Here is a 24,525-nt window from a genome sequence, read left to right on the forward strand (position 1 = left end):
CGCATGGCACGCATGAGCCGACCGGAGAGCAAGGCCCGCACGCGCGACGATCTGGTGCGCACGGCCCGGGATCTGTTCATCGCCGATGGGCTGGACCGGACGTCACTGGCTCAGGTGGCCGAGGCGGCCGGGTACTCCAAAGGCGCCGTCTACTCGAATTTCCGCGGTAAGAACGACCTCTGTCTGGAGGTTCTCGAGCTGATCCACGCCGAGAACCTCACGCGGATCAAGGAATTGCACGCCGCACCGGGGACGACCGAACAGCGGGTCGCGGCCGTGCGGGAGTGGGCGCGCACCCGGGTCGAGGACGTCCGGTCCACCCGGCTGGAGTTCGAACTCAGCCTGGCCAGCCGGGACGACGCGCGATTGCGGGCCCAGCTGGCCGCCAACCTGGCCGCCCTGCGCGCCGCGATCGCCGAACTGCTGGCCTCGCTGCTGGGCGCACCCGGCTCGGAAAGCACTGCGCGAGCGGGAGAAGTGCTGTTCAGCACCGCTTACGGGGTGAGCATGCAGCGCGTGGTGGACGAGACCATCTCGGTCGATCTGATCGCCGATCTGATCCCGGCCCTGTTGGCGGCCACGGGCGCATCAGCTTCATTGAAAGACGTTCAAGAAGCCGCGGCCGCGGCTCGAACTGAAAAGTTTTCAAAGTCGAGACCGGTGAGCACCCGCAGCGACGAATCGCGTGCCGCGCTGGTGCATACCGCCCGTGCGGTCTTCGGCGTCAAACGCTTCGACGAGGTATCCACCACCGAGATCGCGCAGCGCGCCGGCACCGCCATCGGTTTGATCAACTACCACTTCGGCGGCAAACGCGGCCTGTATCTCGCTGCGGCCGAAGCCGAATACACCGAGTTCTGGGACGCCCTGCAGGCCCTGCGCGGACCGGCGGTCGCCCGCCTCATCCAGGGCCTCGACCTCTACATCGACCACGCCGAAGCCGAAAACGGTTCCCCACTGGCGCTTTCGACCCGCGTCGCCGACCCGGAACTGCGCGCCCTGCATGAACAGCATTTCGACCGGCTCATCACCGCCATGCTGCAGGAAACCACCGGCGGCCTCGGAACCGCTCTGGCGCGCACCGCCGTATCCGGCTGGATGGCGTACGTGGAAGGCGCGGTCGCCGACTGGCTGCGCCACCGCGACCTCACCCGCGTCCAATTGCGCGAACTGCTGCTGGCCGGGCTGTTCTCGGCGGCGCAATCGGTGCTGGCCATGGACCCCACCACTCCACTGTCCTCCCGGGCGATCAACGCCCTGCTCGAACAAGTTCAACCCCAAGCCAATCGGATATCGGAGCACCACCAATGACCACGTCACTCGACGCCGGGCCCAATAACCGGCTCGCGGCCGGACCGCTGGGTCGCGGCATCGCCTGGCTCATCGGCCCACGCGGACTGAAGGATCCGGACCGGCTGCACCGCGAAGTACAGGGCAAGATCGCGGTCGTGACGGGGGCGTCCTACGGCCTCGGCGAAGCCACCTCGCGCATGCTGGCGGCCGCGGGGGCGACCGTGGTGCTGGGCGCGCGTTCGGTCGAACAGCTGGAGCTCATCGTTGCCGAGATCGAGGCGGAGGGCGGCCGGGCGGTCGCCATCCCGCTGGATCTGGCATCCGAGGAATCCATCGAAGCCTTTGCCGCGCAGATCCTTTCGCGCTTCGGGCAGGTCGACTACCTGGTGCACAATGCGGGCAAGTCGCTGCGCCGGTCCATTCACCTGTCCTATGACCGGCCCAAGGATCTCAACAGCACCACCTCCGCCAACTACATCGGGCCGATGCGGTTGACCCTCGCGCTGCTGCCCGCCATGCGGGAGCGCGGGTGCGGGCACATCGTGAATGTGTCGACCGTGGCGGTCATGTTCCCGGTCGCCCCGAAATGGGGGTTCTATCTCTCGTCGAAGGCCGCGTTCGATATCTGGATGCGCGCGGTCGGTATGGAGGCACGGCCGGACGGGGTCACGCTGACCACACTGTATGCCGGATCCATGTTCACGCGGATGAGCGCGCCGAGCGGGTGGATCTCGGCGCTGCCCGGGCAATCCGCGCGGGAGGCGGGATATGTGATCGCCAAGGCGATCGTGCGCAAACCGCGGGTGCTCGCGCCCGCTTACGGGCGGCCGTCGGCGGTGCTGGTGTCGTTGTTGCGGACGACCTTGGAGGTGCTCACCACCCAGCTGTACCGGTACCTCGGCGATACCCAGGCCTCGCTGGCGCGGATCGAGAAGGGGGATCGTAATGTCGCCTGAGATCGCGGGATTCCGGTGGCGGGACGCGGTGGTTCCGCTGGTCGGATCGGGTGCGTTGCGGCCGGTCGGCATCGGGGGAGCGGTACGGATCATCAAGTCGCTGTACCAGTTCGGGCCTTCCATGGCCATGGTGGTGGCATTGTCGGCGGCGCGCTATCCGCATCGGATCGCCATCGTGGACGAGCGCGGAGCGGTGAGTTACGCGGAGCTGCAAGCGCGTTCGGAGGCGATCGCCGCGGCACTGCACGCCGTGCGGCCGGAGGCGCGGACGCTGGCCGTATTGTGCCGCAATCACCGGGGTTTCGTGGAGGCGGCGCTGGCGGGGGCCCAACTCGGTTGTGAGCTGGTGTTTCTCAATACCGACCTGCCCGCCGCGCAATTGACGCAGATTCTCGACCGGCATCGTCCCGACATTCTCGTGTACGACGAGGAATACCGGGAGATGGTGGCGGGCGCGCCCGAGGTGCACGTGCTGGCCTGGCAGGAGAACGCGTCCGGGCTGTCGCTGGATTCGCTTGCACGACAGTCGCATCCGGCCCCGCCGCCGGTGCGCGGACCGGTGAAGATCACGTTGCTGACCTCCGGCACCACGGGCTTGGCAAAGGGCGTGTCCCGGCCATTGCCGGCGAACGCCATCGCGGAGATGACCGCCACCGCCATGTCGGCGACCCGGTTCAGCCGCCGCGATGTGCTGGTGGCCGCGCCGCCCTTCTTCCACGGTTTCGGTCTCGCGATTCTCATCGGGGGACTCGCGCTGGGCGCGACCGTGGTGATGCGCAGGCGATTCGACCCGTTGCAGACCCTGGCCGATATCGAACGCCACCGCGCCACCGTCCTCGTCGGCGTGCCCGTCATGCTGCAACGCCTGATGGCGGTCCCCGCCGCCCGCCGCCGCGAATTCGACACCCGCTCACTGCGTTTGGCGGTCACCGGCGCGGCGCCCATCTCCCCGGCGACGATCAGCGCGTTCATCGACGCCTTCGGCCCCATCCTGATCAACGGCTACGGTTCGACCGAAGCGGGCGTGGTGGCATTGGCGACCACCACCGATCTGGCCGCCGCACCCAAGACCGTCGGCCGTCCCGCCATCGGGGTATCGGTGCGGATCCTGCGCGCCGACCGCACCCCCGCGCCGACCGGCGAGACCGGCACCATTTTCGCCCGCGGCGGCATCGGCTATCACGGCTACGTAGCCGACCGGTCCTCCCCGACACCGACCAAGGAAGTGGTCGACGGTTACGTGAACACCGGCGACATGGGCCATTTCGACGCCGCCGGCCGGCTCTACATAGACGGCCGCGACGACGACATGATCGTCTCCGGCGGCGAGAACATCTACCCCAAAGAAGTCGAAGACGTCCTGGCCGACCACCCCGCCATCGCCGACGCAGTCGTAATAGGCGTCCCCGACCAGGAATACGGCCAGGTCCTCCGCGCCTACCTCGTTCCCGTGCTCGGTGTGGAGATCCCATCCGCCGATGCCCTCAAGTCGCATATCCGCGGCCGTCTCGAACGCTACAAGGTGCCGAAGGAATTCCTTGTGCTGGAAGAGATTCCACGCAATCCCAGCGGCAAGGTCCTGCGCCGCGAATTGGATGCCCGAGCCCGCCGCGCCGCCGGCTGAACTCCTCCCGCTAATCGAGGAAGTAGGCGTCGACCTTCTCTGTGGAATCCAGGATCTCGTTCGAAGCCACGCCGAGTTCCACTGCTAGTTGGACCGATCCGACGAGTGCGACCTCTACGTCTGGGGAGAAGGCTCGTTCCAGCAGTTCGAGATAGCCCGACAGGCTCTGGTCCAGCTTGTCCAGAATCGCCTGGTATTCGGTGGCGAGTTGCTCGTCGAGAGTGCGCTGCTCGTCGAGGTAACGCTCGATCAGCGCCGCCTCGCGTTTCGTCAACGACGATGCGACGGCCTTGTACATCACTGTGCCGACCGTGGTGCCGATGACGGCGCCGAGAATGGGAATGGGGATGGTCGCTTGGCCGACGAAAGCGGACAGCGCGCGTACGGCGGCCTCCAAGGCGATGAGCTCGGAGGTTTCGATGAACTCGAGTTCGTCGATTTCGTTGCGGCGGAGCTTGTTCGCTTGCTCGGCGATGCTGAATGATGTGGTCACGATCGAGCCGGCGACGGCTGCGGAGGTCGCGGTGAAGTTGGTGAGCGTGTAGATGCTCAGTCCTCGGATAGCACCTTCGCCGAAACCCGAGCCGGTATCGCCGGCGATGTCGATCCAGTCGCGCCCGCTGAACTCATTGAGCCGCTTGCCTTCCCGGCGCTTGGCGACCACGGCCTGGACGAAGGTTGTTCCGCCCGCCGTCGCGGCGGCCGTGAGTGCGGCCGTGCTTCCTTGTCGCAGCGTCGGTCGACTGCGCTGGTAGGCGGCGTCGCGCAGGGAGCGGTCCGTGGCTCGGAGCGAGTCCTTTTCCGCCGCCATGGTCGAGGCGTAGACACCGCGTTGGACCTCGTCGTACTCGAGCGCCGAGGGTTCGAGCGAATCGAACCCGACCGATCCGCCTTGGAAGAACAGCTGGACCCGTTGCCAGTCTCTGAGCGAAGGTCCATCGCCGCTGCGTGACAGCAGCTTGCTCGCTTCCTCGGGCGACAAGGCGTGCAGCCGCTGGATTACCTCGAAGTGATCACGGGGGATCTGGTACTTCCCACCGTTGCGCACGTATTCGGGATATTTCTGGAGGTGCTCGGTGATCGCGCCCAGTGAGTAGCGGCCACCCGCCGCAACGAATTTCTGCTGGATCTCGACATTTCCGCGCATCAGGTCGACGGGTCCGTTGTCGTTGACCCACCGGTAGACGGTTTCGTGACCGAGGATCTGCTTGCGCGCGTTGCCGATTCCGACCTCGGCGATCTCGGCGATGAAGCCGTGCATGCCGTGCTTTCCGCCGCGGTTGGCGGCGACCACCTCGAGGTCGATCTTCCTGACGGCCTCATCGACACTGGCCAGCGCTTTCCCGAGGTGCTCGTCCCGCTGTTCGAGCGCATTCATCAGGGCGTCTACGCGGAGCTGGTTGAGGTAACTCACCCAGGAAGCAACAGCCTGGTCCTGGGTGTTCGTGACGAACTCGGCAGCGTCACTCACTATCGGCGTCCTGTTCGATGCGCATGCTCAGCAAGGTCGCACACGACTTCGTGTTGTTCACCAACGCAGCCAGTGTCGACCGCTCGGCAGGCGCGAGCGTCTGGAAATCGGCGCGGAAGTGCATCAGCGCATCGCCGTAACTCTTCACCAGCTCTTCGCGGAGCAAGGTCGTGCGCTGCAGCAGTTCATCGATTCGGGCGTCTGTGCCTTTGACGAGGGTGGTGTTGCGCTTGATCGCCGTCAGCGCTTCGTGTTTCGCCTCTCGATTCTCGAATTTCTTCTTCGCGAACAGCGCGATCGACGCGAGCAGGGTTGCGCCCGCGATGGTCCAGCCGATCGGCCCGGCCAGCGCGAGCAGTGTGGTACCTGCCGCAGTGCCACCGCCACCGGCGGCCACCGCGCCTCCACCGAGCCACGCCAGTGCCGCCTGGCTGGCCGCCGCCCCGGAAAGAGTGGAGATCGCGGTGCCGGTCGACGCGGTCCCGAAGGTGGTCGCAACCCACATCGCCGCCGACGGCGCCAGGCTCGCTACCGCGGTGCCCGCCGCGAACCCGGCGCCGGCGCCTGCTGCCGACAACCGCGCCGCTTCCAGCTCCTTCTGTGCGAAATCCTCGGCGTTCAGGAACCTTTTCCGATGTACCTCGATCTCGTCGAAGTCGGTGTCGAATGATTTCGGGGTGTTGGCGATGCTGTTCACCAACTGCTCGATCATCTCGATCAGGTCCGTCGAACGTTCGCGCTGACGCAACAGCGACAAGCCCTTGTCGGCCATCGCCGTGAAGACGCCGTTGTACTCCGCCACTGCCACTTCATAGGGGTCCGGCACTTTCGCAGTCAGCTTCTCGACCCTGCCCCTGGCAACGTCCTTGACATTGCCGACCTGCCCGGCGAGCTGGGATGAAGCGGTCCGCGCCGCCTTGCCGAGACTGTCGACGGTCCTGCCGAAGCCCTCCTTGGCGTTGCCGACGTCGAGCTGTTCTACCATTCCACCCCTCCAAGACCGTTGCGGCTCAACAACATAACGGAGGATATCGGCCACATGCGGCAGATTGGACTGGATTCGCTGTCGGTCGGCCTCGTTATGTTGTGGGCAACCGAAGGCTCGGTGTCCGGAGAACTATGGGGAGACGTGGTCGACCACAATTGGGAGCAGCTGCTCGAGGAACTGCCGCTGTATCTGTATCCATACCCGCCGGATCAGTTCGCTACACAGTGGGGAACGACAAGGGCCCCGAGAACGCGCTGTACGGGATCGGCACGGAGCTGACAGCGGTCGCTCCGGACCGCCCGACTCACCGGGGCGCGGCTGAAAACAGTACGAGCTGGGGCGATTTCGCTCAACGGCTGGAATGGGCGATCAAACACCCTGCCTTATGGGGCGATTCTGAAACTGTTTGCGCCCGAAGCGGATCCCGATTACACCATCGTCGAGTTCACCAACGAGTTCAGAATCCACAGCGTGTGTCTGGTGGGCCCGCCATCGACTCGCGATCGTAGGCAATTGCGGGAAGACATGGGCAAGCTCGTTCCGTGCGTGGTCACCACGTTCCAGGAGATTTTCGGCGTAGCCCATCCGAACGAATTGACCTTCACCGCAGAGGCTTTGACCGACGACCCGACCCTGTCCTACCTCGATGCCGAACTGGGTCTGACACGTCGAACTAGATAACCGGCGCCGTCGGACTTCGCTCGGCCGCTGTGACCTCGTCGGTCAGTGCCCTGTGGCGAGCGAGGTTGCCTTCCAGGCTGCCTCGATCATCTGGAAGATCTCGTTCACCGCGGCTTGTGGGTCGGGTGCTTCGCGGGCCAGGGAGTAGGCGTCGATTACGAAGCGGGCGATCGCGCGGCACGGCGGGCTGGCGGGAGGTTGGTCGAGATCGGTGGCGATGGCGGTTGCGAGCGAGTTCGCGTGGCGTAGGCGCATCGACTCCTCGTATTCGCGGAGGGCGGGGGTTTGGTTGATCAGGTGCCAGATGGGGGCGGCGGAGTCGGTGGTGCAGTGCTGCACCATGGCGTGGATCTCGCGGCGCAGAGCGGGGATCAGTGGTTCGTCGGCTGGTCTGTCGGTGACTGCGCGGGCGAGGCGGTCCTCGAAGTTTTCGTCTTGGGCGAAGACGAGGGCCTCTTTGGAGGCGAAGTGGGAGAAGACGGTGGTGACGGCGACATCGGCTTCGGCGGCCACGTCGCGGATGCCGACCGCGTCGTAGCCGCGTTCCAGGAACAGCGTGAGGGCAGTTTCGGCGATCTTCTGGCGGGTCGCGGCCTTCTTGCGCTCGCGACGCCCGGTCGGGACGGTCACCTCGTGAGGCTATCAGTCGCAAAGATGCAACGGTTGCAAAACACTAACCGTTAGTCTTAGCGTGGAGTTATGAAGGCAATACGCTTCGCCGAGTACGGCGGCCCGGAAGTGCTGGAACCGGCAGAGGTGGGCGTACCCCGGCCCGGTCCCGGGCAGATACGCATCGCTGTGCGAGCGGCGGGGGTGAATCCGCATGATTGGCGGGTTCGTGAGGGGCAGTTCCGGCGGGTTCGGCCGATTCCACTGCCTGCCGGGGTTGGGCAGGACGCGGCGGGCGTGGTGGACGAGGTCGGTGACGGGGTGGTCGGTATCGAGGTGGGAGAGCACGTCTTCGGGCGGGGGGCGAACACGTACGCGGAGTTCGCCGTGCTGTCTTCGTGGGCGCGCATACCCGAGGGATTGAGCTTCGCCGAAGCGGCGGGATACCCGTCGGTGGTCGAGACCGCGCTCCGGGTCATCCGCCTGGTCGGCGTCCGGCCCGGGCAAACGCTGCTGGTCAGCGGTGCAGCGGGTGGAGTCGGGTCGGCGGTCTTGCAGATCGCCCGTGAACGCGGAATCAAGGTGATCGGCACCGCCGGGCCCGCGAACCAGGATTACGTGCGAAGCCTCGGCGCGACCGCCCTGACCTACGAAGCCGGCTGGCCGGATCGAGCCCGCCGACACGGCCCCATCGACGCCGCCCTGGACCTCAACGGCACCGGCGTCCTCCGCGACCTCCTCGACCTGACCGGCAACCCGGACACCGTGGTCACCATCGCCGACCTCGAAGCGTCCCTGCTCGGAATCCGTTTCGCCGGCGTCGGCGGCAGCACGCCCGAAGCCCTCGCCGAAGCCGTCGACCTCATCGCACGCGGCAAACTCCACATCCCGATCGCCCGCTCATACCCCCTCACCGAAGCCGCATCCGCCCACGCCGACAGCCAAGCCGGACACACCCGCGGCCGCCGAGTCCTGCTCGTCTGAGCCGATCATCCGAACCTTCTCGATCGCTTCACGGCCACCTGCCGAGCAGGCCCCTCAATCCCTCGGCCAGCTCGACGAGTCCACGTCGATTCCACTCACGGGCAACGTGAACCGAACACCGAACGGGTAGGTGGCCTCATCGGAATACTCGCCGTCCTTCGGCTTGCTCCGGACCCAGACCAGGCCGGTCTTGGGGTCGATGATCAAGTACTCCGGAATGCCTGCCAGTGCATAGGTTTTGAGCTTGGCGTCGTAGTCGTCGCGCCGACTGCTCTCGGATACGACCTCCGCGACCAACTCGACATCCCGGTAGCTGAACCGGCCCTTCTCATCGGCCTCGGCGCCGGCGGACACCAGGTAGACGTCCGGGGCGAACCCGTTGTCCACACCGGGAAGGTCCAGACGCACATCAGACAGGATGATCGCTTCTATACCGCGAGCATCCTCGATCGTCCGCGTCATGCGTCGGATGATCGTCCAGTGAACCTGCCGCTGCGGATTGATGACGATCTCCCCGTTGATGATTTCGGCACGGAACCCGGCCGGGATGTTCATGCGCTCCACGACCTCGAAAAGGTCGTCTAGAGATCGGGTCATGACACTCCTGGACGAGAGAATGGGGCCGGGCGAGGACCCGGCTCACCACCTAGGTTAGGTCATTCACCGACGGAGAGTTCGGACTGAATACACAAGCTCGGGCATCGTCAGGACAATCGGATGCAGGAACTGCCGGTGTTGAGGCCATCGCCTACGACTTGGAACGGGATGCCCCGGCCGCTCGCCAGGCCGCCGGGTTCGAGCTGAATGGCGGCGATCATGTGCTCGCCTTTCCAGCTCGGCGTCCAGGTCGTGGTGACGGTGCGGGTGTCGGGGTGGTAGTCGCCGAATCCGGGGATCTGGGTGGCGTGGTCGTAGAACGTCACCGCGCCTGGAACGTTCGGTGGTGTGGTGACGGAGGCGGCGATTGTGTAAGGGCAGCCGGTCAGGATGCCTTCCGGGCCGGCGAGGACCTGGATGCCGGTCAGTTCGGCGGCGGCCGTCGGCGCGGAGATTGCCGGCATGGCCGGCAGGACGGCGGAAAGCATTGCGCCGGAGCAGATTCTGATTGTTCTCGCGGGCACCCGGGGCGCGGTCCGGTGTCGGGTGGCGGTCATGTCAGCCGGCGTTTCCGGTGCATTCGGTGTGGGCGATCGAGGCGGGAGGGTTGCCGGCGCTGAGGGAGATGGGGTCGGGCGGGCCGAAGGCGTCGAGGGCGGCTCGTTCGGCGTCGGCTCGAGTGGGGCCTACGCCGCCCAGCAGGCGGTGGTTGTGCTGGGCGATGGATCCGCAGCCGTCGACGAAGCGGGCCAGGACGGTACAGGTGCTGGATTCGCAGCGGGAGAGAGCCGAGTTGTCGGAGTCGGCCCAGTTGGGATAGTTCAGGGCCCAGGTGACCTGGAAACGGTCGCCGAGGTCGCCGGCGGCGAGGGAGCCGTAGTAGCGGCCATCGGGGCCGGGTTCGGCGGTAGCGGTGCCGATTGCCGTGGCGGTTGTCATGAGTGTGGTGAGTGCGAGGGTGGCGAGAGCTTTCGGAATCTGAACCATTGCCGTCACCTCCTGGTGGGAGAAACGATCGACAATCAGGCTGGCTATCGGACAGCTAACCTGGTGAGTAGCGGTTTCGTTCCGGAATTGCATAACGATCTTGAATCGACGGCCGGAGGTGCCGGTTTTGCTGAAGCGCCAGGATTCGAACCTGGGTTGACGGAGTCAGAGTCCGTAGTGCTGCCGTTACACCACGCTTCATCGGTAATCGGTATGCCCGGGAGGAATTGAACCCCCAGCCTTCTCCTTCGAAGGGAGTTGCTCTATCCGGTTGAGCTACGGGCATTTGTGGTTGGTCGTTCCCTCGGCGAGAGTCGAACTCGCACTGGCCGATATCTGAGACCGGTGCCTCTGCCAATTGGGCTACGAGGGAATGGGTATGAAAAAGGGCCGCTCCGTTGGGGGTTCGGGGGAGCGGCCCTGGGGGTCTGGGGTTGGTCAGACCTGGGGGTCGCTGCGAAGCCGCTGGCGGAGAGGCGAGGTGAGGGTGGGGTTCACTGGGCTGGCCTTCCGTGAGTGGTTCGGTGGTTTGTTGGGATTACCGTAGCAGCGGGAAAAGTGTTGGGAAACTGAATTAATCGGCCGGTTCAGGCGGTTCAGTTGAGGTAGGGGGACAGGCCGTTCACTACGCGGAGGGTGGCTTCGCAGGGTTCGGGGGCGTCGGATTTCAGGTTGCGGGTGACGAAGAGGGTTTGGCCGCCGGCTACCGGGAAGGAGATGTAGCAGCCGGTTTTGTTGGTGTCTTGGGCGGCGCGGTATTGGGTGGCGGCATGGCCGCCCGCTTGGACCTGGGTGAAGCCGACGTAGCGGCCGGACTGTTTGAATTCGTCGAGGGTCTGGCGGGTGGAGCCGATGGTTATCTCGGACTTGCCGGAGGCGGACTGCCAGCGGCAGTTTCGCTCGCCGTCGGCGCCGTCGATCACCTGCTTGCTGCCGGCCTGGAACCCCAGCCGGGTGATGTCCGCGTCGGCGATGCCGCACGCGTCCCACATCGCGGCGGGCTTGCCCGATTCGGTCTGCGCGGGGCTGGTCGTCGCCAGCGTGAGTTCCGGTGCGACCGTGGCGTTTCCGCCGCCGGGGGTCGATTCGCCCCCGCCGGTGCTCGACCCGGCGGCCGTGGTGGTCGGCGCCGCCGCGGACGTGCTCACCGAACTCTTCGTCTCGCTCGCCCCTTTGTCGTCGGAGCTGGAGCAACCGCTGAGTACGAGCGCCGCTCCGAGCGCGGAGATCAGGACGCCCTTCGACTTCGCATGACGCATCACTCGTGAAATCCCTTTCGCTGCGGCGCGTTTCGGACGATCGCGACCCGTCCTGTCTATCTCCGAGCCCCGCAGTCCGTTACGCAACCTAACGAAAATGATCATGGCCATATCTGCTGTTGCCGGTATTTCGGGCTTTGCAAGCCGCGTTCGCGGCAATATGCTCCTTCTCGTGACGAACTTGCGGATCAGTGAGGCGGCGGGGCTGCTGGGGGTCAGCGATGACACCGTGCGCCGCTGGATCGACCAAGGGCGGCTGGCGGCGATCAAGCTCGACAACGGCCGGATGGGTGTGCGCGGGGAGGACCTGGCGGAGGTGCTGCGCAGTAACCATGCGGAGGCCCCGGAGCCGGGGCTGACCGTGGCGGTGTCGGCGCGCAATCGGATGCGCGGGATCGTGACGCGGATCGTCAAGGACACGGTGATGGCCCAGGTGGAGATGCAGGCCGGTCCGTTCCGGCTGGTGTCGCTGCTGAGCCGGGAATCGGTGGACGAACTCGGTCTCGAGGTGGGCAGCATCGCCGTCGCCTCGGTCAAATCGACCCATGTCGTGGTCGAGATACCAGAAAGTTGATGAGGATGAAGATGTTCCGCTCGCTCGGCGCGATCACGGCCGTGCTCGCGGTGACCGCCGGTCTCGCCGGATGCGGTTCCGACGACAAGACGGAGCTGGCCGGCGCCGACCGGAAGATCAGCGGCACCGTCACCGTGTTCGCGGCGGCGTCGCTGACCGAGACGTTCACCAAGCTGGGCAAGGACTTCGAGGCCGCGCACCCGGGCGTGAAGGTGGTCTACAGCTTCGGCGCGAGCTCCGCGCTGGCCGAGCAGATCAAGCAGGGCGCCCCGGCGGATGTGTTCGCCTCGGCCGCACCGGCGAACATGCAGCAGGTCGTGGATGCCGGCGCGGTGACCGGACAGCCCGCCACCTTCGTCAGCAATCGGCTGGAAATCGCAGTGCCCAAGGGCAATCCGGGCCATATCACCGGGCTGGCCGACTTCGGCAGGACCGAACCCAAACTGGCATTGTGCGCCGAGCAGGTGCCGTGTGGCGCGGCGGCCAAGAAGGTGTTCGAGAGCGCCGGCATCACCCCGCAGCCCGATACCCGCGAGCAGGATGTGAAGGCGGTGCTCACCAAGGTCACCCTCGGTGAGGTCGACGGCGCGCTGGTGTATCGCACCGATGTGCAGGCGGCCGGTGACAAGGTCGAGGGTATCGACTTCCCCGAATCGGCCAAGGCGGTCAACACCTATCCGATCGCCCCGCTGGCCAAGGCCCCCAACTCGGCCGCCGCGACCGCGTACGTCGACTACATCAAGTCCGCCCAGGCGAAGCAGGTCTTCGCGGCCGCCGGATTCGAAACCCCGTGAACCGCATGCCGATCCACGCCGAGGGCCGCCGGTGAGCGGCGCCTCGGCCCGGCGGCGGGCAGCGCGCGGACGACGGCCGATCGTCCTGGTGCTGCCCGCGGTCTGCGCACTGGCCTTCCTGATCGCCCCGCTGATCGGGCTGCTGGTGCGCGCCCCCTGGCCCACCCTGGGTGAGCGGCTGTTCAGCCCGGAAGTCGGTCAGGCGCTGCGGCTTTCGCTGCTGTGCGCCAGCCTGGCCACGGTGATCTGCCTGGTGCTGGGAATTCCACTGGCCTGGCTGCTGGCCCGCGCGGAAGTGCCGGGCCGGGGCTTGATCCGGGCGCTGGTGACGGTGCCGCTGGTACTGCCTCCGGTGGTCGGCGGCGTCGCGCTGCTGCTCGTGTTCGGCCGCCGGGGCTTGTTCGGCCAGTATCTTTACGACTGGTTCGGTATCTCGCTCCCGTTCACCACCGCCGGCGTGGTCGTCGCGGAAGCCTTTGTGGCGATGCCGTTCCTGGTGATCTCGGTCGAAGGCGCCCTGCGCGCCGCCGACACCCGCTACGAGGAAGCCGCCGCGACCCTGGGCGCTTCGGCCTGGTACACCTTCCGCCGCGTCACCCTGCCTTCGGTGCTGCCGGGCGTGATCGCGGGCGCGGTGCTGTGCTGGGCGCGGGCGCTGGGCGAGTTCGGCGCCACCATCACCTTCGCCGGTAATTTCCCCGGCAAGACCACCACCATGCCGCTGGCCGTCTACCTGGCCCTGGAAACCGATCCCGATGCCGCGATCGTGCTCAGCCTGGTGCTGCTGGTGGTCTCGGTCGGCGTGCTGGTCGCCTTGCGGGAGCGCTGGATTCGGGGATCGCGAGGAGCGCTGTGACCCTGCAGGCCCGATTGCGCGTCGACCGTGGGCCTTTCCGCCTCGACGTGGACGTCACCGCCGCACCGGGGGAGGTGGTGGCGCTGCTCGGCCCCAATGGCGCGGGCAAATCCACCGCCCTGCGCGCCCTGGCCGGGCTGCTCCCGCTCACGGCCGGGCGCATCACCGTGGCGGATCAGGTCTGGGATGCCCCGCCGGAGGTGTTCGTCCCCGCCGAACGCCGTCAGGTGGGCGTCGTCTTCCAGGATTACCTGCTGTTCCAGCATCTTTCGGCGCTGGAGAACGTGGCCTTCGGCCTGCGCGCCCGGGGCATGCGCCGCGCCGCCGCCCGCACCCGCGCCGCGACCTGGCTCGATCGCGTCGGCCTCACCGAACACGCGAACCGCGGTCCACGCGCGCTGTCCGGCGGCCAAGCCCAGCGGGTGGCCTTGGCTCGCGCTCTGGCCACAGACCCCCAGTTGCTACTGCTGGACGAACCGCTGGCCGCGCTCGACGCCAGCACCCGCCTCCAGGTCCGCGCCGACCTCGCCCACCATCTGCGCGATTACACCGGCCACACCCTGCTGGTCACCCACGACCCCCTAGACGCCATGGTGCTGGCCGACCGCCTGATCATCCTCGAACAGGGCGCGGTGGTGCAGGAGGGCGCACCCGCCGAGGTCGCCCGCCGACCCCGCTCCGAATACGTCGCGAACCTGGTGGGCCTCAACCTGTTTCGCGGCACCGCCACCGGAACCAGCGTCGCCGTCGATACCGGCGGCACCCTCACCGCCGCCGATGCGACCTCGGGCGCGGTCTTCCTCGCCTTCCCGCCCACCGCCGTCAGCCTGCACCCCGAACAACCCTCGGGCAGCCCGCGCAATACCTGGCCCGTCACGGTCACCGGCCTGGAACAGCACGCCAACACCACCCGCGTCCGCCTCGACGGCGCGCCGCCCGTGCTGGCCGACATCACCCCGGCGGCCGTCGCCGAGCTACGCCTGGAACCCGGCATGCGGCTGTGGGCGGCGGTGAAGGCCACCGAAATCCACTGTTATCCAGCCTGATTCGGTGATCACCCGGCTCAGAGCGTCCCCTCCCGAGCCGCCCGCCACAGATCGACCTCACCGTCGTCATCGAGCAACGCATCGATCTCGCTCAGCTCGTCCGCACCGAAATCCAGCCGATCCAGCGCCGCGACGTTCTGCTCGAGCTGCCCGGTCGAGGACGCCCCGATCACCAGCGACGTCACCCGCGGATCCCGCAACGCCCACGCCAGCGCGAGCTGCGCCAGGGTCTGCCCGCGCCGCTCGGCGACGGCATTCAACTTCCGCAGCCGATCGAGCATCCGGTCGGTCAGCCATTCGGCCTGGAACGATCCGCCGCGCGCAGCCCGCGAATCGTCCGGCACCCCGTCGAGATACTTCCCGGTCAGCAACCCCTGCGCCAGCGCGGTGAACCCGATGACCCCGAACCCCTCCGCGGCGGCGGTATCCAGCAGCCCCTCGGTTTCGATCCACCGATTGAGCATCGAATACGACGGCTGATGGATCAGCAGCGGCGTCCCCAACTCCCGCAGCAGCCCGGCCATCCGCGCCGAATGCTCCGCGTCGTACGAGGAGATCCCGACGTACAGCGCTTTCCCCTGCCGCACCGCCGTATCCAAGGCCGCCGCGGTCTCCTCCAGCGGCGTCGTCGGATCGAACCGATGCGAATAGAAGATGTCCACGTAATCCAGCCCGAGCCGCGTCAGCGACTGGTCCAGCGAGGCCAGCACGTACTTCCTGGACCCGCCGCCCTGCCCGTATGGCCCCGGCCACATATCCCACCCGGCCTTGGTGGAAATGATCAGCTCGTCCCGATACCCGCCCAGATCCTCGCGCAGCAGCCGCCCCGCATTGCGCTCGGCCGAGCCGTACGGCGGCCCGTAATTGTTCGCCAGATCGAAATGCGTCACCCCGAGATCGAAAGCGCGCAAAGCGATCTCGCGCTGCGTCGCGTACGGCCGGTCATCCCCGAAGTTGTGCCAGAACCCCAGCGACAGCACCGGCAGATCCAGTCCGGACCGCCCGCACCGCCGATACCGCATGGTCCCGTCGTACCGCTTCGGTTCGGCTCGATAGCTCATGGACAACCAACCTCCCGCACCTCGGCTCGCGCACCGTTCGTCGCCCCGACTCTAGAACAGCGCCCTTGGCGCGGGCCCCGCCGATCCGGGGTTATAGTTGCGCTATGCAACACCCACCCGGGCGGTCGCCGGAGATCGCCGCGGTCCACGACGAGCTGACGCAGATCGTCCGCGAGATCATCGCGGGCCGGCCCGCCGTCGCGGGCATTCCGTCGTTCACCCAGCAGTCCACGCTGTCGTTCATCGATCGCCATCCCGGCTGCCGCGCCACCGAGATCGCCGAGGCGTTCGGGGTGCACCGCTCGACGGTGTCGCGGCAATTGCGCGGCTGCGTGGACGCGGGTTGGGTGGCCGCGGGCGAGGGCACGCTGCACGGCGGCTACCCCCTGACCCTGACCGGCGCGGGGCGGCAGGCCCTGGACGCCGCCACCGGACGTGACCTCACCCAGCTCGCCGAGCGCATGGCCGGCTGGACCTCCCGGGAGATCACCGAATTCGCCCGGGACCTGAAGCGATTCCGTCACCTCGACCCGACGACTGGAGCTGACCATGCGTGAATACACCGCGGTAGACACGTTCACCATCGAGCCGGACGAGACCATCGTCCGCTCGGTGTTCACCCAGGCGGCGGACGCGCCGGAACGGGTGCTGTTCTCGCGGCCGATCGGCGACCGCTGGGCCGACGTCACCGCGGCGGAGTTCGCGCGGCTGGTATCGGATGTCGCGAAAGGGTTGCTCGCCAACGGGATTCAGCCCGGCGATCGCGTGGTGCTGCTGTCGGCGACGCGGTTCGAGTGGACGCTGCTCGACTTCGCCATCTGGGCGGCGGGCGCGGTCACCGTGCCGGTCTACGATTCCTCCTCGGCCGAGCAGGTGCGGTGGATTCTGGAGGATTCGGGCGCGGCGCTCGCCATCGTGGAGAAGGCGCGGCAGAAGGAATTGCTCACGGGCGCACCGGAATCGCTGCGCCGGTCGCTGGTCATCGACGATGCCGCCGAGGGCACCTTGATCGCCGACGGCGCGCAGGTGGCCGACGAGCTTTTGCAGGAACGCATCGACGGCCTGCGCGCCGACGGCCTGGCCTCGCTGGTCTACACCTCCGGCACCACCGGCCGCCCCAAGGGCTGCATGCTCACCCACCGCAATTTCCTGTCCGAGGTGCGCGGCATCCTGACCGCCAGCATCGGCGAGGTCGCCCGGCCGGGGCAGCGCATGCTCACCTTCCTGCCGCTCGCACACGTACTCGCCCGCGCGGTCTCCCTCGCCGCGTTCGAAGGCGGTATGACACAGGCGCACTGGGCCGATTTCAAGACCATTACCGGGCAGTTCGCGCGCTTCGCCCCGCACACCATTCTCGGCGTGCCGCGGGTATTCGAGAAGGTGCGCGACGGCGCGGACAAGAAGGCGCGCGGGGGCGGCAAGGTCAAGGGTTCGATCTTCCGGTTCGCCGAGCGCACCGCCATCCGGTGGAGCGAAAACCTCGACCACACAGGGGGATTCGTCCGGCGGCCGAGTCCGCTGCTGCGCGCGCAGTACGCGCTGTGTGATCGGCTGGTGTACGGGCCGCTGCGCGCCGCGCTCGGCGGGCACTGCGAGTTCGCCATCTCCGGCGGCGGTGCGCTCGCGCCGCGGCTCGGGCACTTCTTCCGGGGCCTCGGCGTGCCGATCTACGAGGGCTACGGGCTCACCGAATCCACCGCCGCGCACTGCGTCAACGTGCCCGGCGCGATCAAGATCGGCTCGGTGGGTAAACCGCTGGGCGGCAACGGCGTTCGCATCGCCGAGGACGGTGAGATCGAGCTGCGCGGCGGCGTGGTGTTCGCCGGGTACTGGCACAACGACGACGCCACCGCGGCCGCCATGGACGACGGCTGGCTGCGCACCGGCGATATCGGCGAACTGGACGCGGACGGCTTCCTGTCCATCACCGGCCGCAAGAAGGATCTGCTGGTCACCGCGGGCGGCAAGAACGTCTCGCCCGGCCCGATGGAGGACCGGATCCGTTCGCACACCCTGATCTCGCAGGCCGTGGTGCTCGGCGACGGCCGCTCCTTCATCACCGCGCTGATCACCATCGATCCGGAGGCGTTCGAGGCGTGGAAGGCCGACCACGGCGTGCCGGCGAGCGCGACCATCGCCGGAATGCGGGACGATGCCGCGCTGCGGGCCGAGGTGCAGTTGGCCGTCGACGACGCCAACAGCGCTGTCTCGCATGCCGAATCGATCAAGAAGTTCGTGATCCTCGACCGCGACCTCACCGAGGAATCCGGGGAGCTCACCGCGACCTTGAAGGTCAAGCGGCACATCGTGGCCGAGCGTTTCGCCGACGCCATCGAGGGCATGTACCGGCACTGACGCCCGCAACTGTTTATTGGGCCGGTGATCACCTGCGGGTCATCTGCCGATGCCACGGTGGTGGGGTGCGGATCGAGACAGCGGCCATCCCGGCCGGCCCCTGGCCGGTGCGGTGGTTCCACCGTTTCTGCGAACGGTTGACCGCACTGCTGCCGTTCGGGCTGTCGCGGATGGTCGCGCCGACCTTCGTGGGCTATCTGCTGTTGAGCGCGTGCACATTCGGGCTGGATCTGGTGCTGCTCACCGCGTTGCACGGCGGGCTCGGCCTGCCGGTGCCGATCGCGGTGACGGTGGCGTACGTCAGCGCGTTCGCCACCAGCTTCCTGCTGAACCGCACGCTGAACTTCGTCTCGCATGCCGCGGTGGGCCCGCAGCTGGCGGTGTACGTGCTCGTGGTCGTGATCAATTACGTGGTGTTCATACTGGGCGTGACCAGCGGTTTGGCGGCGCTGGGCCTCGACTATCGGCTGGCTCGCATCGCCGCCGGTCTGGGCGAAGGGCTCTATCTCTACGTGTCGATGCGCTGGCTGGTCTTCCGGCGCTGACGACTCCCCGGCCACCGGGACGACGCCCGATGGCGTCAGCGGTGACTACGTCATGGTCGGCGTCAGGTGACAGATGTGGCGGCAGGTCCGTGCGGACGAATGTGGGTACCGCACCACCTGCTTCCCCGAAAGGACAACGACATGGCCGAGATTCGACGTCACGGTATGCGCCGCGCGGGCCGGGCGCTCGCCACCCTCACGGCCGCGGTGGCCGCCGGCAGCCTCGCGGTCGCCTGCACCGCCAGCAAGACCACCAATGCCGGGCCGACCGAGGACGCACCGCGACCCACCATCGTGCTGGTGCACGGCGCGTTCGCGGACGGGTCCACCTGGAACGACGTCATCGAGAAACTGCGCAAGGACAAGTATCCGGTGGTCGCGGCGGCCAATCCCTTGCGCGGACCGGCTTCCGACGCGACCGCGCTGAAGGGGCTGATCAGCCACATCAACGGACCGGTCGTGCTGGTCGGGCACTCCTACGGCGGATCGGTGATCAGCACCGCGGCGGCGGGCAGCGACCAGGTGAAAGCGCTGGTCTACGTGGCGGCCTTCCTGCCCGCGGTTGGTGAGACCGCGCTGGACCTGACCAACAAGTACCCGGGCTCCACGCTGCCCGGCACCCTCGACCCGGTGCCGTTCACCAACCCGGACGGCAGCACCGGCACCGACCTGTACATCCAGCAGGCCAAGTTCCGCGACCAATTCGCCGCCGACGTCCCCGCCGACCAGGCCGCCCTCGCCGCCGCCGCGCAACGCCCGATCCTGCAATCCGCCCTGGCCGAGCCTGCCACCGTCGCCGCCTGGACCGACAAGCCCAGCTGGGATGTCGTCACCACCCAGGACCTCAATATCCCGGTCGCCGCCCAGCGCTTCATGGCCGAGCGAGCGCACGCCCAGGTCACCGAGGTCGACGCCTCGCATTCGGTCGCGGTCTCGCATCCCGATCTGGTCGCGAACGTGATCGAGCAGGCCGCCCGCTCCACCGCCGCCCACTGACCGCTCGCGAAATACCTTGGAGGAGAACACATCATGGATCTGAAACTGGAAGTCGTCGTCCTGCCCGTCGCGGATGTGGACCGCGCCAAAGCCTTCTACACCGAACGTCTCGGATTCCGTTTGGACGCCGACTTTCCCGTGGACGAGAGCTACCGCGTCGTCCAGGTGACCCCGCCCGGCTCGGCGTGCTCGATCATCTTCGGCACCGGCGTCAGCGCCGCCGCACCCGGCTCGCTGCAGGGCCTGCACCTGATCGTCACCGATATCGAGCAGACCGTCGCGGAACTGACCGGGCGCGGCGTCACCGTCGACGGCCCGTTCCGCGACGCCACCGGCGTCTTCCATCACGCCGGCGCCGAAAGCCGGGTGCCCGGCGTCGATCCGCAGCGGCGCAGTTACGGTTCTTTTGCCGCTTTCACCGATCCCGATGGCAACGGCTGGTTCCTGCAGGAGATCACCCAGCGCGCACCCGGCCGCTGACTCGCGAGAAAGTGAATTCATGTCCGACAACGAAATTCGTACCTACGACGTCGTGGTGATCGGCGCCGGGCCGGTCGGTGAGAATGTCGCCGACCGGACCCGGGCCGCCGGGCTCAGCACCGTGATCGTCGAATCCGAACTGGTCGGCGGCGAATGCTCGTACTGGGCCTGTGAACCCAGCAAGGCGCTGCTGCGCCCGGCGCTGCTCTACCGCGAGGCAGCGCGCTTCCCGGGCGTCGCGGACGCGGTGACCGGGCCGCTCGACGCGCAGGCGGTGCTGAAACATCGTGACCGCATGGTGGCCGACTGGAACGACCACGATCAGGTCGCCTGGCTGGAATCGGTTGACGTCGAGCTCATCCGGGGGCACGGGCGCCTCGACGGCCCGCGCCGGGTGACGGTCGAAACCCCGTCCGGTGAGACGGTGCGCCTGGCCGCCCGGCACGCGGTGGCGGTGTGCACCGGCACCTCGGCGGTCCTGCCGCCGCTGCCCGGCCTGGACGCGGTGCGCCCGTGGACCAGCCGCGAGGCCACCAGTGCCCGCGCGGTCCCGGACCGGCTCGCGATCCTGGGAGCGGGTGTGGTCGCCACCGAAATGGCCGCCGCCTGGCAGGCGCTGGGGTCGCGGGTCACGCTCATCGCCCGGGGCTCGAGCCTGCTGGGCCGGGTGGAACCCTTCGCCGCCGACCTGGTCGCCGAGCGGCTCCGGGAAGCGGGTGTGGACCTGCGTTTCGGCACCACCATCAGCGCCGCCGAACGCGCCGGCGGACCCGATGACGCCGTCCACCTCACCCTCGCCGACGGCACCCGCCTGGTCGCCGACGAACTGCTCCTGGCCACCGGACGCGCGCCCCGCACCGCCGACCTCGGCCTGGAGACCATCGGCCTGCACCCGGGGGAGTGGCTGCCCACCGACGACACCTTCACCGTCCAGGCCGTCGAAGGCGACTGGCTGTATGCGGTCGGCGACGTGAATCACCGTGCGCTGCTGACCCATCAGGGCAAATACCAGGCCCGTATCGCCGGAGCGGTGATCGCCGACCGGGCGCGCGGCCTGACCCTCGACACCGCGCGCTGGGGCCGCCACACCGGGACCGCCGACCTCGAGGCCGTGCCGCAAGTGGTGTTCACCGATCCGGAGATCGCGGCGGTCGGGCTCACCACCGCGGACGCGGCGCGCGCCGGGCGGGCGGTGGACGTGGTCGATTACGAGATCGGCCGGGTCGCCGGTGCGCTGCAGTACGACCCGGCCTATCGCGGTCGCGCCCGGGTGCTGATCGATCCGGAACGCCGGGTGATCGTCGGCGCCACCTTCGCCGGGCCGGGCGTGGCGGAACTGCTGCATTCGGCCACGATCGCGATCACCGGCGAGGTGCCGATCGACCGCCTCTGGCATGCGGTGCCGTCGTTCCCGACCATCAGCGAGGTGTGGCTGCGCCTGCTGGAGACCTATCGCGATCAGGTGGCCGGTCCGGGCGATCGGACGGGGATGTAGGCTGGACGGGTGATCATGGAGGAAGTCGACAGACTGTAGCCGCCCGGCCGAAGGCGGCGCCCCCTTTGCCTTCGTCTGTCTCAGCGACTTCCGAAATCACTTGCGCTTGCTCGTTTCGAGCAGGAAAGAGTCGACGAACCATGTCCACATCCAGTCAGGCTGCGATCATCCTGCAGCAATTGTCCTTCGAATGGCCCGACGGCAGCATCGCGCTCGCCGGGGTCGACGGCGTCTTGACCGCCGGGCGCACCGGATTGGTCGGCCGCAACGGCGTCGGTAAATCGACGCTGCTGCGGCTGATCGCCGGAATATTGAAACCGACGTCCGGCAGCGTCGAAACCAGTGGCGCGGTGGGGTATCTGCCGCAGACCTTGACGCTCGGGCGCTCGGACACCATTGCCCGGCTGCTCGGGATCGAGGAGAAACTCACCGCCCTGCGCGCGATCGAGGCGGGGGAGACCGACGAGCGGTACTTCGAGACCATCGGCGACGATTGGGATATCGAGGCTCGCGCCGATCAGGCATTGCACGAAATCGGTTTCGGCGCGGCGGATCTCGATCGCAAGGTGGGGGAGATCTCCGGCGGTGAGGCCGTGTTGGTCGCCATCACCGGGTTGCGGGTGCGGCGGACGCCGATCACCCTGCTGGACGAGCCGACCAATAATCTCGACCGTGAAACCCGGGCCAAGCTGGCCGAATTCGTCGATACCTGGCCCGGCACCCTGGTGGTGGTGAGCCACGATCTCGAACTGCTCGAACACATGGACGCGACCGCGGAATTGCACGGCGCGCAGCTGGAGGTGTTCGGCGGGCCGTACAGCGAATGGCAGCGGCATATCGAACAGGAACAGGCCGCGGCGGCGCAGGCGGCACGGACGGCCGAGCAGGCGTTGAAGGTCGAGAAACGGCAGCGGATCGAGGCGGAGACCAAACTCGCCCGGCGGGAGCGCACCGCGCGATCGACGCAGCGGGACGGTGGAATTCCACGGATTCTCGCCGGTAATCGCGCCAGCAAGGCGCAAGCCTCGGCCGGCGCCATGCGCGGCACCATGGACGCGAAAGTCGTTGCGGCGCAGGATGCGCTGACCGCGGCGGAATCGCGGGTGCGGCGGGTGGAACATATTCATCTGGAATTGCCGGACCCGGATGTGCCGCGCAGCCGGCGCATCGCGGAATTCCGCGACGGTGACCGCAGCATTGTCATTCAGGGGCCGGAACGGGTGGCCCTGATCGGCCGGAACGGCGCGGGCAAGTCGACGCTGATCGAGCAGCTCCTGGACGGGCGGCATCCCGAACGCGGCAGCTTGCTCACCGACCGCGTCGGGTATCTGCCGCAGCGCCTGGACAATCTGGACGAGCAGGCCAGCGCGCTCGACAATGTGCACGCGGTGGCCGTCACCACGCCGCCGGCCGAGATCCGCAATCAGCTGGCCCGGCTGCTGTTGCGCGGCAACAGCGTCGAACGCCCGGTGTCCACGCTGTCCGGCGGAGAACGGTTCCGGGTCGCCCTGGCGCGCCTGCTGCTCGCCGATCCGCCGGTGCAATTGCTGATTCTCGACGAGCCCACCAACAACCTCGATATCGCCAGCGTCGACCAGCTCGTGGAAGCGCTGGGCGATTATCGAGGCGCGGTGCTCATCGTCAGTCACGATTACCCGTTCCTGGAGCGGATCGGGCTCGATACCGTCCTGGAATTGGCCGCGGACGGCGGTATCCGGCAACGCGCCTCGTTGTGATCGTCAGAGGCGATCCGCGTCCATGATCGCCCGGGCGAACGGGCGCGGCGCCTCCTGCGGCACATTGTGACCGATGCCGTCGAGGACGCGATGCTCGTACTTTCCGGTGTATTTGCCGCGGTACGGCATTCCGTCCTTGGCGGCGCCGTCGAAATCGCTCGCGATGGTGATGGCGGGCACGGTGATCGCCGGGCCGGCCGCGAGCCGCTGTTCGTATTCGTCGTACTGCGGTTCGCCCGGAGCCAGGCTCAAGCGCCAGCGGTAATTCGAGATGACGATATCGACGTGGTCGGGATTGTCGAAGGCGGCGGCGCTGCGATCGAAGGTGGCGTCGTCGAATTGCCATGTGGGGGAGGCGCGCTGCCAGATCAGCTTGTTGAAATCGTGCCGGTTCTTCGCATACCCGGCGCGCCCGCGTTCGGTGGCGAAATAGTACTGATACCACCAGCCCAGTTCGGCTTCCGGCGACAGCGGCAGTTGCTGCGCCGCCTGCTGGGTGACGATGTAGCCGCTCACCGCCACCATCGCCTTGACCCGTTCCGGCCACAGCGCCGCGATGATATCGACGGTCCGTGCGCCCCAATCGAATCCGCCGAGCACCGCCTTGTCGATGCGCAGGGCATCCATGAAATCCACGATGTCGCGGGCGATCGCCGACTGCTGACCGTTCCGGATCGTCTGCGGCGACCGGAAAGTCGTGGAACCGTAGCCGCGCAGGAACGGCACCAGCACGCGATATCCGGCCTCCGCCAGGATCGGCCCGACATCGGCGTAGCTGTACGGGTCGTAGGGCCAGCCGTGCAAGAGAATCACCGGTTGCCCGGTGCCGGGCCCGAATTCGGCGTAGCCCACATTCAGCACCCCCGCATCGATCTGTTTGATAACGCCCAGTGAGGTATTGGCCCCCGCTCCCGCCCGGAAGTTCTCCCCGGCGGGCGCTGCCGCGGTCCCGGAGTCCGTACCGCACCCGCTCATTGAAGCCGCCGCCAAACTCGCCGCTCCCGCCGCCAGTGCGCCGCCGAAGAATCGTCTGCTGATTTCCATGCCTTCGACGCTAGGCAGCGCCCCCGGGCACTCACGACCGTCGCATGACGTAATCGGTGACGCCGTCGGCCGTCCGGCCGCGAACCGGATTACG

25 protein-coding genes and 3 tRNA genes are annotated in these 24,525 nt (G+C 67.5%); 16 read left to right on the top strand and 12 right to left on the bottom strand.

Going from position 1 to position 24,525, the window contains the following annotated elements; translation table 11 throughout:
- Positions 1–3: 3 nt before the first annotated feature.
- Genes NY1_RS00485 through NY1_RS00495 form a run of 3 tightly spaced genes read left to right on the top strand, consistent with a single transcriptional unit; the run spans position 4 to position 3,873 of the window.
- Entirely contained in the window at positions 4–1,311 is a 1,308-nt protein-coding gene (locus NY1_RS00485) for a TetR/AcrR family transcriptional regulator (RefSeq protein WP_084534488.1), read from the top strand.
- Positions 1,308–2,249: an SDR family NAD(P)-dependent oxidoreductase gene (locus tag NY1_RS00490; protein ID WP_084534489.1), complete on the top strand. Its 942-nt coding sequence runs from the start codon at positions 1,308–1,310 to the stop codon at positions 2,247–2,249. The genes NY1_RS00485 and NY1_RS00490 overlap by 4 nt, the downstream gene beginning before the upstream one ends.
- Positions 2,239–3,873 (top strand): AMP-binding protein, encoded by a 1,635-nt coding sequence (locus tag NY1_RS00495; RefSeq protein ID WP_067706523.1) that lies wholly within the window; start codon positions 2,239–2,241, stop codon positions 3,871–3,873. The genes NY1_RS00490 and NY1_RS00495 overlap by 11 nt, the downstream gene beginning before the upstream one ends.
- A 10-nt stretch (positions 3,874–3,883) precedes the next feature.
- Here the strand turns inward: NY1_RS00495 and NY1_RS00500 are convergent, their stop codons facing one another.
- Entirely contained in the window at positions 3,884–5,344 is a 1,461-nt protein-coding gene (locus tag NY1_RS00500; protein WP_067706526.1) for a hypothetical protein, read from the bottom strand.
- Positions 5,337–6,329 (bottom strand): hypothetical protein, encoded by a 993-nt coding sequence (locus NY1_RS00505; RefSeq protein ID WP_067706529.1) that lies wholly within the window; start codon positions 6,327–6,329, stop codon positions 5,337–5,339. Before NY1_RS00505 ends, NY1_RS00500 begins: the two co-directional genes overlap by 8 nt.
- Positions 6,330–6,845: 516 nt before the next feature.
- On the opposite strand from NY1_RS00505, the gene NY1_RS42555 reads away from it, so the two are divergent.
- Positions 6,846–7,013: a hypothetical protein gene (locus tag NY1_RS42555; protein WP_157575170.1), complete on the top strand. Its 168-nt coding sequence runs from the start codon at positions 6,846–6,848 to the stop codon at positions 7,011–7,013.
- A gap of 42 nt (positions 7,014–7,055) precedes the next feature.
- Here the strand turns inward: NY1_RS42555 and NY1_RS00510 are convergent, their stop codons facing one another.
- Positions 7,056–7,643 carry a TetR/AcrR family transcriptional regulator gene (locus tag NY1_RS00510; protein WP_067706531.1) on the bottom strand — a complete coding sequence of 196 codons (588 nt, stop codon included), beginning with the start codon at positions 7,641–7,643 and terminating at the stop codon, positions 7,056–7,058.
- 69 nt (positions 7,644–7,712) lie between these two features.
- On the opposite strand from NY1_RS00510, the gene NY1_RS00515 reads away from it, so the two are divergent.
- Positions 7,713–8,606: an NADP-dependent oxidoreductase gene (locus NY1_RS00515; RefSeq protein WP_084534490.1), complete on the top strand. Its 894-nt coding sequence runs from the start codon at positions 7,713–7,715 to the stop codon at positions 8,604–8,606.
- A 54-nt stretch (positions 8,607–8,660) separates the two neighbouring features.
- On the opposite strand, the gene NY1_RS00520 is transcribed toward NY1_RS00515, so the two are convergent.
- The 7 genes from NY1_RS00520 to NY1_RS00550 form a co-directional block, all read right to left on the bottom strand.
- Positions 8,661–9,161 carry a Uma2 family endonuclease gene (locus NY1_RS00520; RefSeq protein WP_218028272.1) on the bottom strand — a complete coding sequence of 167 codons (501 nt, stop codon included), beginning with the start codon at positions 9,159–9,161 and terminating at the stop codon, positions 8,661–8,663.
- A gap of 149 nt (positions 9,162–9,310) precedes the next feature.
- Positions 9,311–9,691 carry a hypothetical protein gene (locus NY1_RS00525; protein WP_067706537.1) on the bottom strand — a complete coding sequence of 127 codons (381 nt, stop codon included), beginning with the start codon at positions 9,689–9,691 and terminating at the stop codon, positions 9,311–9,313.
- A gap of 70 nt (positions 9,692–9,761) precedes the next feature.
- Positions 9,762–10,190: a DUF4189 domain-containing protein gene (locus NY1_RS00530; protein ID WP_067706540.1), complete on the bottom strand. Its 429-nt coding sequence runs from the start codon at positions 10,188–10,190 to the stop codon at positions 9,762–9,764.
- Positions 10,191–10,320: 130 nt separating this feature from the next.
- Positions 10,321–10,391 (bottom strand) — tRNA-Gln (locus NY1_RS00535).
- 11 nt (positions 10,392–10,402) lie between these two features.
- A tRNA-Arg gene (locus tag NY1_RS00540) sits at positions 10,403–10,476 on the bottom strand.
- Positions 10,477–10,489: 13 nt separating this feature from the next.
- A tRNA-Leu gene (locus tag NY1_RS00545) sits at positions 10,490–10,563 on the bottom strand.
- Between the two features lie 223 nt (positions 10,564–10,786).
- Positions 10,787–11,449 (bottom strand): DUF3558 family protein, encoded by a 663-nt coding sequence (locus tag NY1_RS00550; protein WP_067706543.1) that lies wholly within the window; start codon positions 11,447–11,449, stop codon positions 10,787–10,789.
- 103 nt (positions 11,450–11,552) lie between these two features.
- On the opposite strand from NY1_RS00550, the gene NY1_RS00555 reads away from it, so the two are divergent.
- Genes NY1_RS00555 through NY1_RS00570 form a run of 4 tightly spaced genes read left to right on the top strand, consistent with a single transcriptional unit; the run spans position 11,553 to position 14,719 of the window.
- Positions 11,553–12,023, top strand: a complete 471-nt coding sequence (locus NY1_RS00555; protein WP_369690424.1) for a TOBE domain-containing protein — start codon at positions 11,553–11,555, stop codon at positions 12,021–12,023.
- Positions 12,024–12,028: 5 nt separating this feature from the next.
- On the top strand, positions 12,029–12,817 hold the full coding sequence (gene modA / locus NY1_RS00560) for a molybdate ABC transporter substrate-binding protein (RefSeq protein ID WP_157575242.1): 789 nt from the start codon (positions 12,029–12,031) through the stop codon (positions 12,815–12,817).
- A 31-nt stretch (positions 12,818–12,848) separates the two neighbouring features.
- Positions 12,849–13,673 (top strand): molybdate ABC transporter permease subunit, encoded by an 825-nt coding sequence (gene modB, locus NY1_RS00565; RefSeq protein ID WP_067706546.1) that lies wholly within the window; start codon positions 12,849–12,851, stop codon positions 13,671–13,673.
- Complete coding sequence (locus tag NY1_RS00570) at positions 13,670–14,719, top strand: ABC transporter ATP-binding protein (protein WP_067706549.1); 1,050 nt, start codon at positions 13,670–13,672, stop codon at positions 14,717–14,719. Before modB ends, NY1_RS00570 begins: the two co-directional genes overlap by 4 nt.
- A 17-nt stretch (positions 14,720–14,736) precedes the next feature.
- Here the strand turns inward: NY1_RS00570 and mgrA are convergent, their stop codons facing one another.
- Entirely contained in the window at positions 14,737–15,780 is a 1,044-nt protein-coding gene (gene mgrA, locus NY1_RS00575; protein WP_067706551.1) for an L-glyceraldehyde 3-phosphate reductase, read from the bottom strand.
- A gap of 104 nt (positions 15,781–15,884) precedes the next feature.
- Here mgrA and NY1_RS00580 point away from each other — a divergent pair, with 104 nt between their 5' ends.
- The 7 genes from NY1_RS00580 (at position 15,885) to NY1_RS00610 (ending at position 23,387) form a co-directional block, all read left to right on the top strand.
- Entirely contained in the window at positions 15,885–16,337 is a 453-nt protein-coding gene (locus NY1_RS00580; protein WP_067706554.1) for a MarR family winged helix-turn-helix transcriptional regulator, read from the top strand.
- A complete protein-coding gene (locus NY1_RS00585) occupies positions 16,330–18,135 on the top strand; it encodes an AMP-dependent synthetase/ligase (RefSeq protein WP_067706557.1) in 1,806 nt (601 codons plus the stop codon). Before NY1_RS00580 ends, NY1_RS00585 begins: the two co-directional genes overlap by 8 nt.
- Positions 18,136–18,200: 65 nt before the next feature.
- Complete coding sequence (locus tag NY1_RS00590) at positions 18,201–18,680, top strand: GtrA family protein (protein WP_067706560.1); 480 nt, start codon at positions 18,201–18,203, stop codon at positions 18,678–18,680.
- Positions 18,681–18,821: 141 nt separating this feature from the next.
- Positions 18,822–19,676 carry an alpha/beta fold hydrolase gene (locus NY1_RS00595; protein WP_067706562.1) on the top strand — a complete coding sequence of 285 codons (855 nt, stop codon included), beginning with the start codon at positions 18,822–18,824 and terminating at the stop codon, positions 19,674–19,676.
- A 33-nt stretch (positions 19,677–19,709) separates the two neighbouring features.
- Complete coding sequence (locus NY1_RS00600) at positions 19,710–20,156, top strand: VOC family protein (RefSeq protein WP_067706565.1); 447 nt, start codon at positions 19,710–19,712, stop codon at positions 20,154–20,156.
- The gene (locus tag NY1_RS00605; RefSeq protein ID WP_439955980.1) at positions 20,104–21,651 is read left to right on the top strand and encodes a dihydrolipoyl dehydrogenase family protein; all 1,548 of its coding nucleotides are present in this window, start codon (positions 20,104–20,106) and stop codon (positions 21,649–21,651) included. Before NY1_RS00600 ends, NY1_RS00605 begins: the two co-directional genes overlap by 53 nt.
- Before the next feature lie 140 nt (positions 21,652–21,791).
- The gene (locus tag NY1_RS00610; protein ID WP_067706570.1) at positions 21,792–23,387 is read left to right on the top strand and encodes an ABC-F family ATP-binding cassette domain-containing protein; all 1,596 of its coding nucleotides are present in this window, start codon (positions 21,792–21,794) and stop codon (positions 23,385–23,387) included.
- 3 nt (positions 23,388–23,390) lie between these two features.
- On the opposite strand, the gene NY1_RS00615 is transcribed toward NY1_RS00610, so the two are convergent.
- Positions 23,391–24,431 carry an alpha/beta fold hydrolase gene (locus NY1_RS00615; protein ID WP_067706573.1) on the bottom strand — a complete coding sequence of 347 codons (1,041 nt, stop codon included), beginning with the start codon at positions 24,429–24,431 and terminating at the stop codon, positions 23,391–23,393.
- Between the last annotated feature and the right edge of the window lie 94 nt (positions 24,432–24,525).

Source organism: Nocardia yamanashiensis NBRC 100130, from assembly GCF_001613325.1.
Taxonomy (GTDB): domain Bacteria; phylum Actinomycetota; class Actinomycetes; order Mycobacteriales; family Mycobacteriaceae; genus Nocardia; species Nocardia yamanashiensis.

What these genes read in the sequence shown, in the direction of transcription:
- NY1_RS00615 (WP_067706573.1), bottom strand. Translation starts at nt 24,431, where the DNA reads ATGGAAATCAGCAGACGATTCTTCGGCGGCGCACTGGCGGCGGGAGCG.
- NY1_RS00505 (WP_067706529.1), bottom strand. Translation starts at nt 6,329, where the DNA reads ATGGTAGAACAGCTCGACGTCGGCAACGCCAAGGAGGGCTTCGGCAGG.
- NY1_RS00525 (WP_067706537.1), bottom strand. Translation starts at nt 9,691, where the DNA reads ATGCTTTCCGCCGTCCTGCCGGCCATGCCGGCAATCTCCGCGCCGACG.
- NY1_RS00605 (WP_439955980.1), top strand. Translation starts at nt 20,104, where the DNA reads ATGGCAACGGCTGGTTCCTGCAGGAGATCACCCAGCGCGCACCCGGCC.
- modA (WP_157575242.1), top strand. Translation starts at nt 12,029, where the DNA reads ATGAAGATGTTCCGCTCGCTCGGCGCGATCACGGCCGTGCTCGCGGTG.
- NY1_RS00585 (WP_067706557.1), top strand. Translation starts at nt 16,330, where the DNA reads ATGCGTGAATACACCGCGGTAGACACGTTCACCATCGAGCCGGACGAG.
- NY1_RS00495 (WP_067706523.1), top strand. Translation starts at nt 2,239, where the DNA reads ATGTCGCCTGAGATCGCGGGATTCCGGTGGCGGGACGCGGTGGTTCCG.
- NY1_RS00520 (WP_218028272.1), bottom strand. Translation starts at nt 9,161, where the DNA reads ATGAACATCCCGGCCGGGTTCCGTGCCGAAATCATCAACGGGGAGATC.
- NY1_RS00600 (WP_067706565.1), top strand. Translation starts at nt 19,710, where the DNA reads ATGGATCTGAAACTGGAAGTCGTCGTCCTGCCCGTCGCGGATGTGGAC.
- NY1_RS00550 (WP_067706543.1), bottom strand. Translation starts at nt 11,449, where the DNA reads ATGCGTCATGCGAAGTCGAAGGGCGTCCTGATCTCCGCGCTCGGAGCG.
- NY1_RS00485 (WP_084534488.1), top strand. Translation starts at nt 4, where the DNA reads ATGGCACGCATGAGCCGACCGGAGAGCAAGGCCCGCACGCGCGACGAT.
- mgrA (WP_067706551.1), bottom strand. Translation starts at nt 15,780, where the DNA reads ATGAGCTATCGAGCCGAACCGAAGCGGTACGACGGGACCATGCGGTAT.
- NY1_RS00595 (WP_067706562.1), top strand. Translation starts at nt 18,822, where the DNA reads ATGGCCGAGATTCGACGTCACGGTATGCGCCGCGCGGGCCGGGCGCTC.
- NY1_RS00580 (WP_067706554.1), top strand. Translation starts at nt 15,885, where the DNA reads ATGCAACACCCACCCGGGCGGTCGCCGGAGATCGCCGCGGTCCACGAC.
- NY1_RS00530 (WP_067706540.1), bottom strand. Translation starts at nt 10,190, where the DNA reads ATGGTTCAGATTCCGAAAGCTCTCGCCACCCTCGCACTCACCACACTC.
- NY1_RS00610 (WP_067706570.1), top strand. Translation starts at nt 21,792, where the DNA reads ATGTCCACATCCAGTCAGGCTGCGATCATCCTGCAGCAATTGTCCTTC.
- NY1_RS00515 (WP_084534490.1), top strand. Translation starts at nt 7,713, where the DNA reads ATGAAGGCAATACGCTTCGCCGAGTACGGCGGCCCGGAAGTGCTGGAA.
- NY1_RS00555 (WP_369690424.1), top strand. Translation starts at nt 11,553, where the DNA reads ATGGCCATATCTGCTGTTGCCGGTATTTCGGGCTTTGCAAGCCGCGTT.
- NY1_RS00490 (WP_084534489.1), top strand. Translation starts at nt 1,308, where the DNA reads ATGACCACGTCACTCGACGCCGGGCCCAATAACCGGCTCGCGGCCGGA.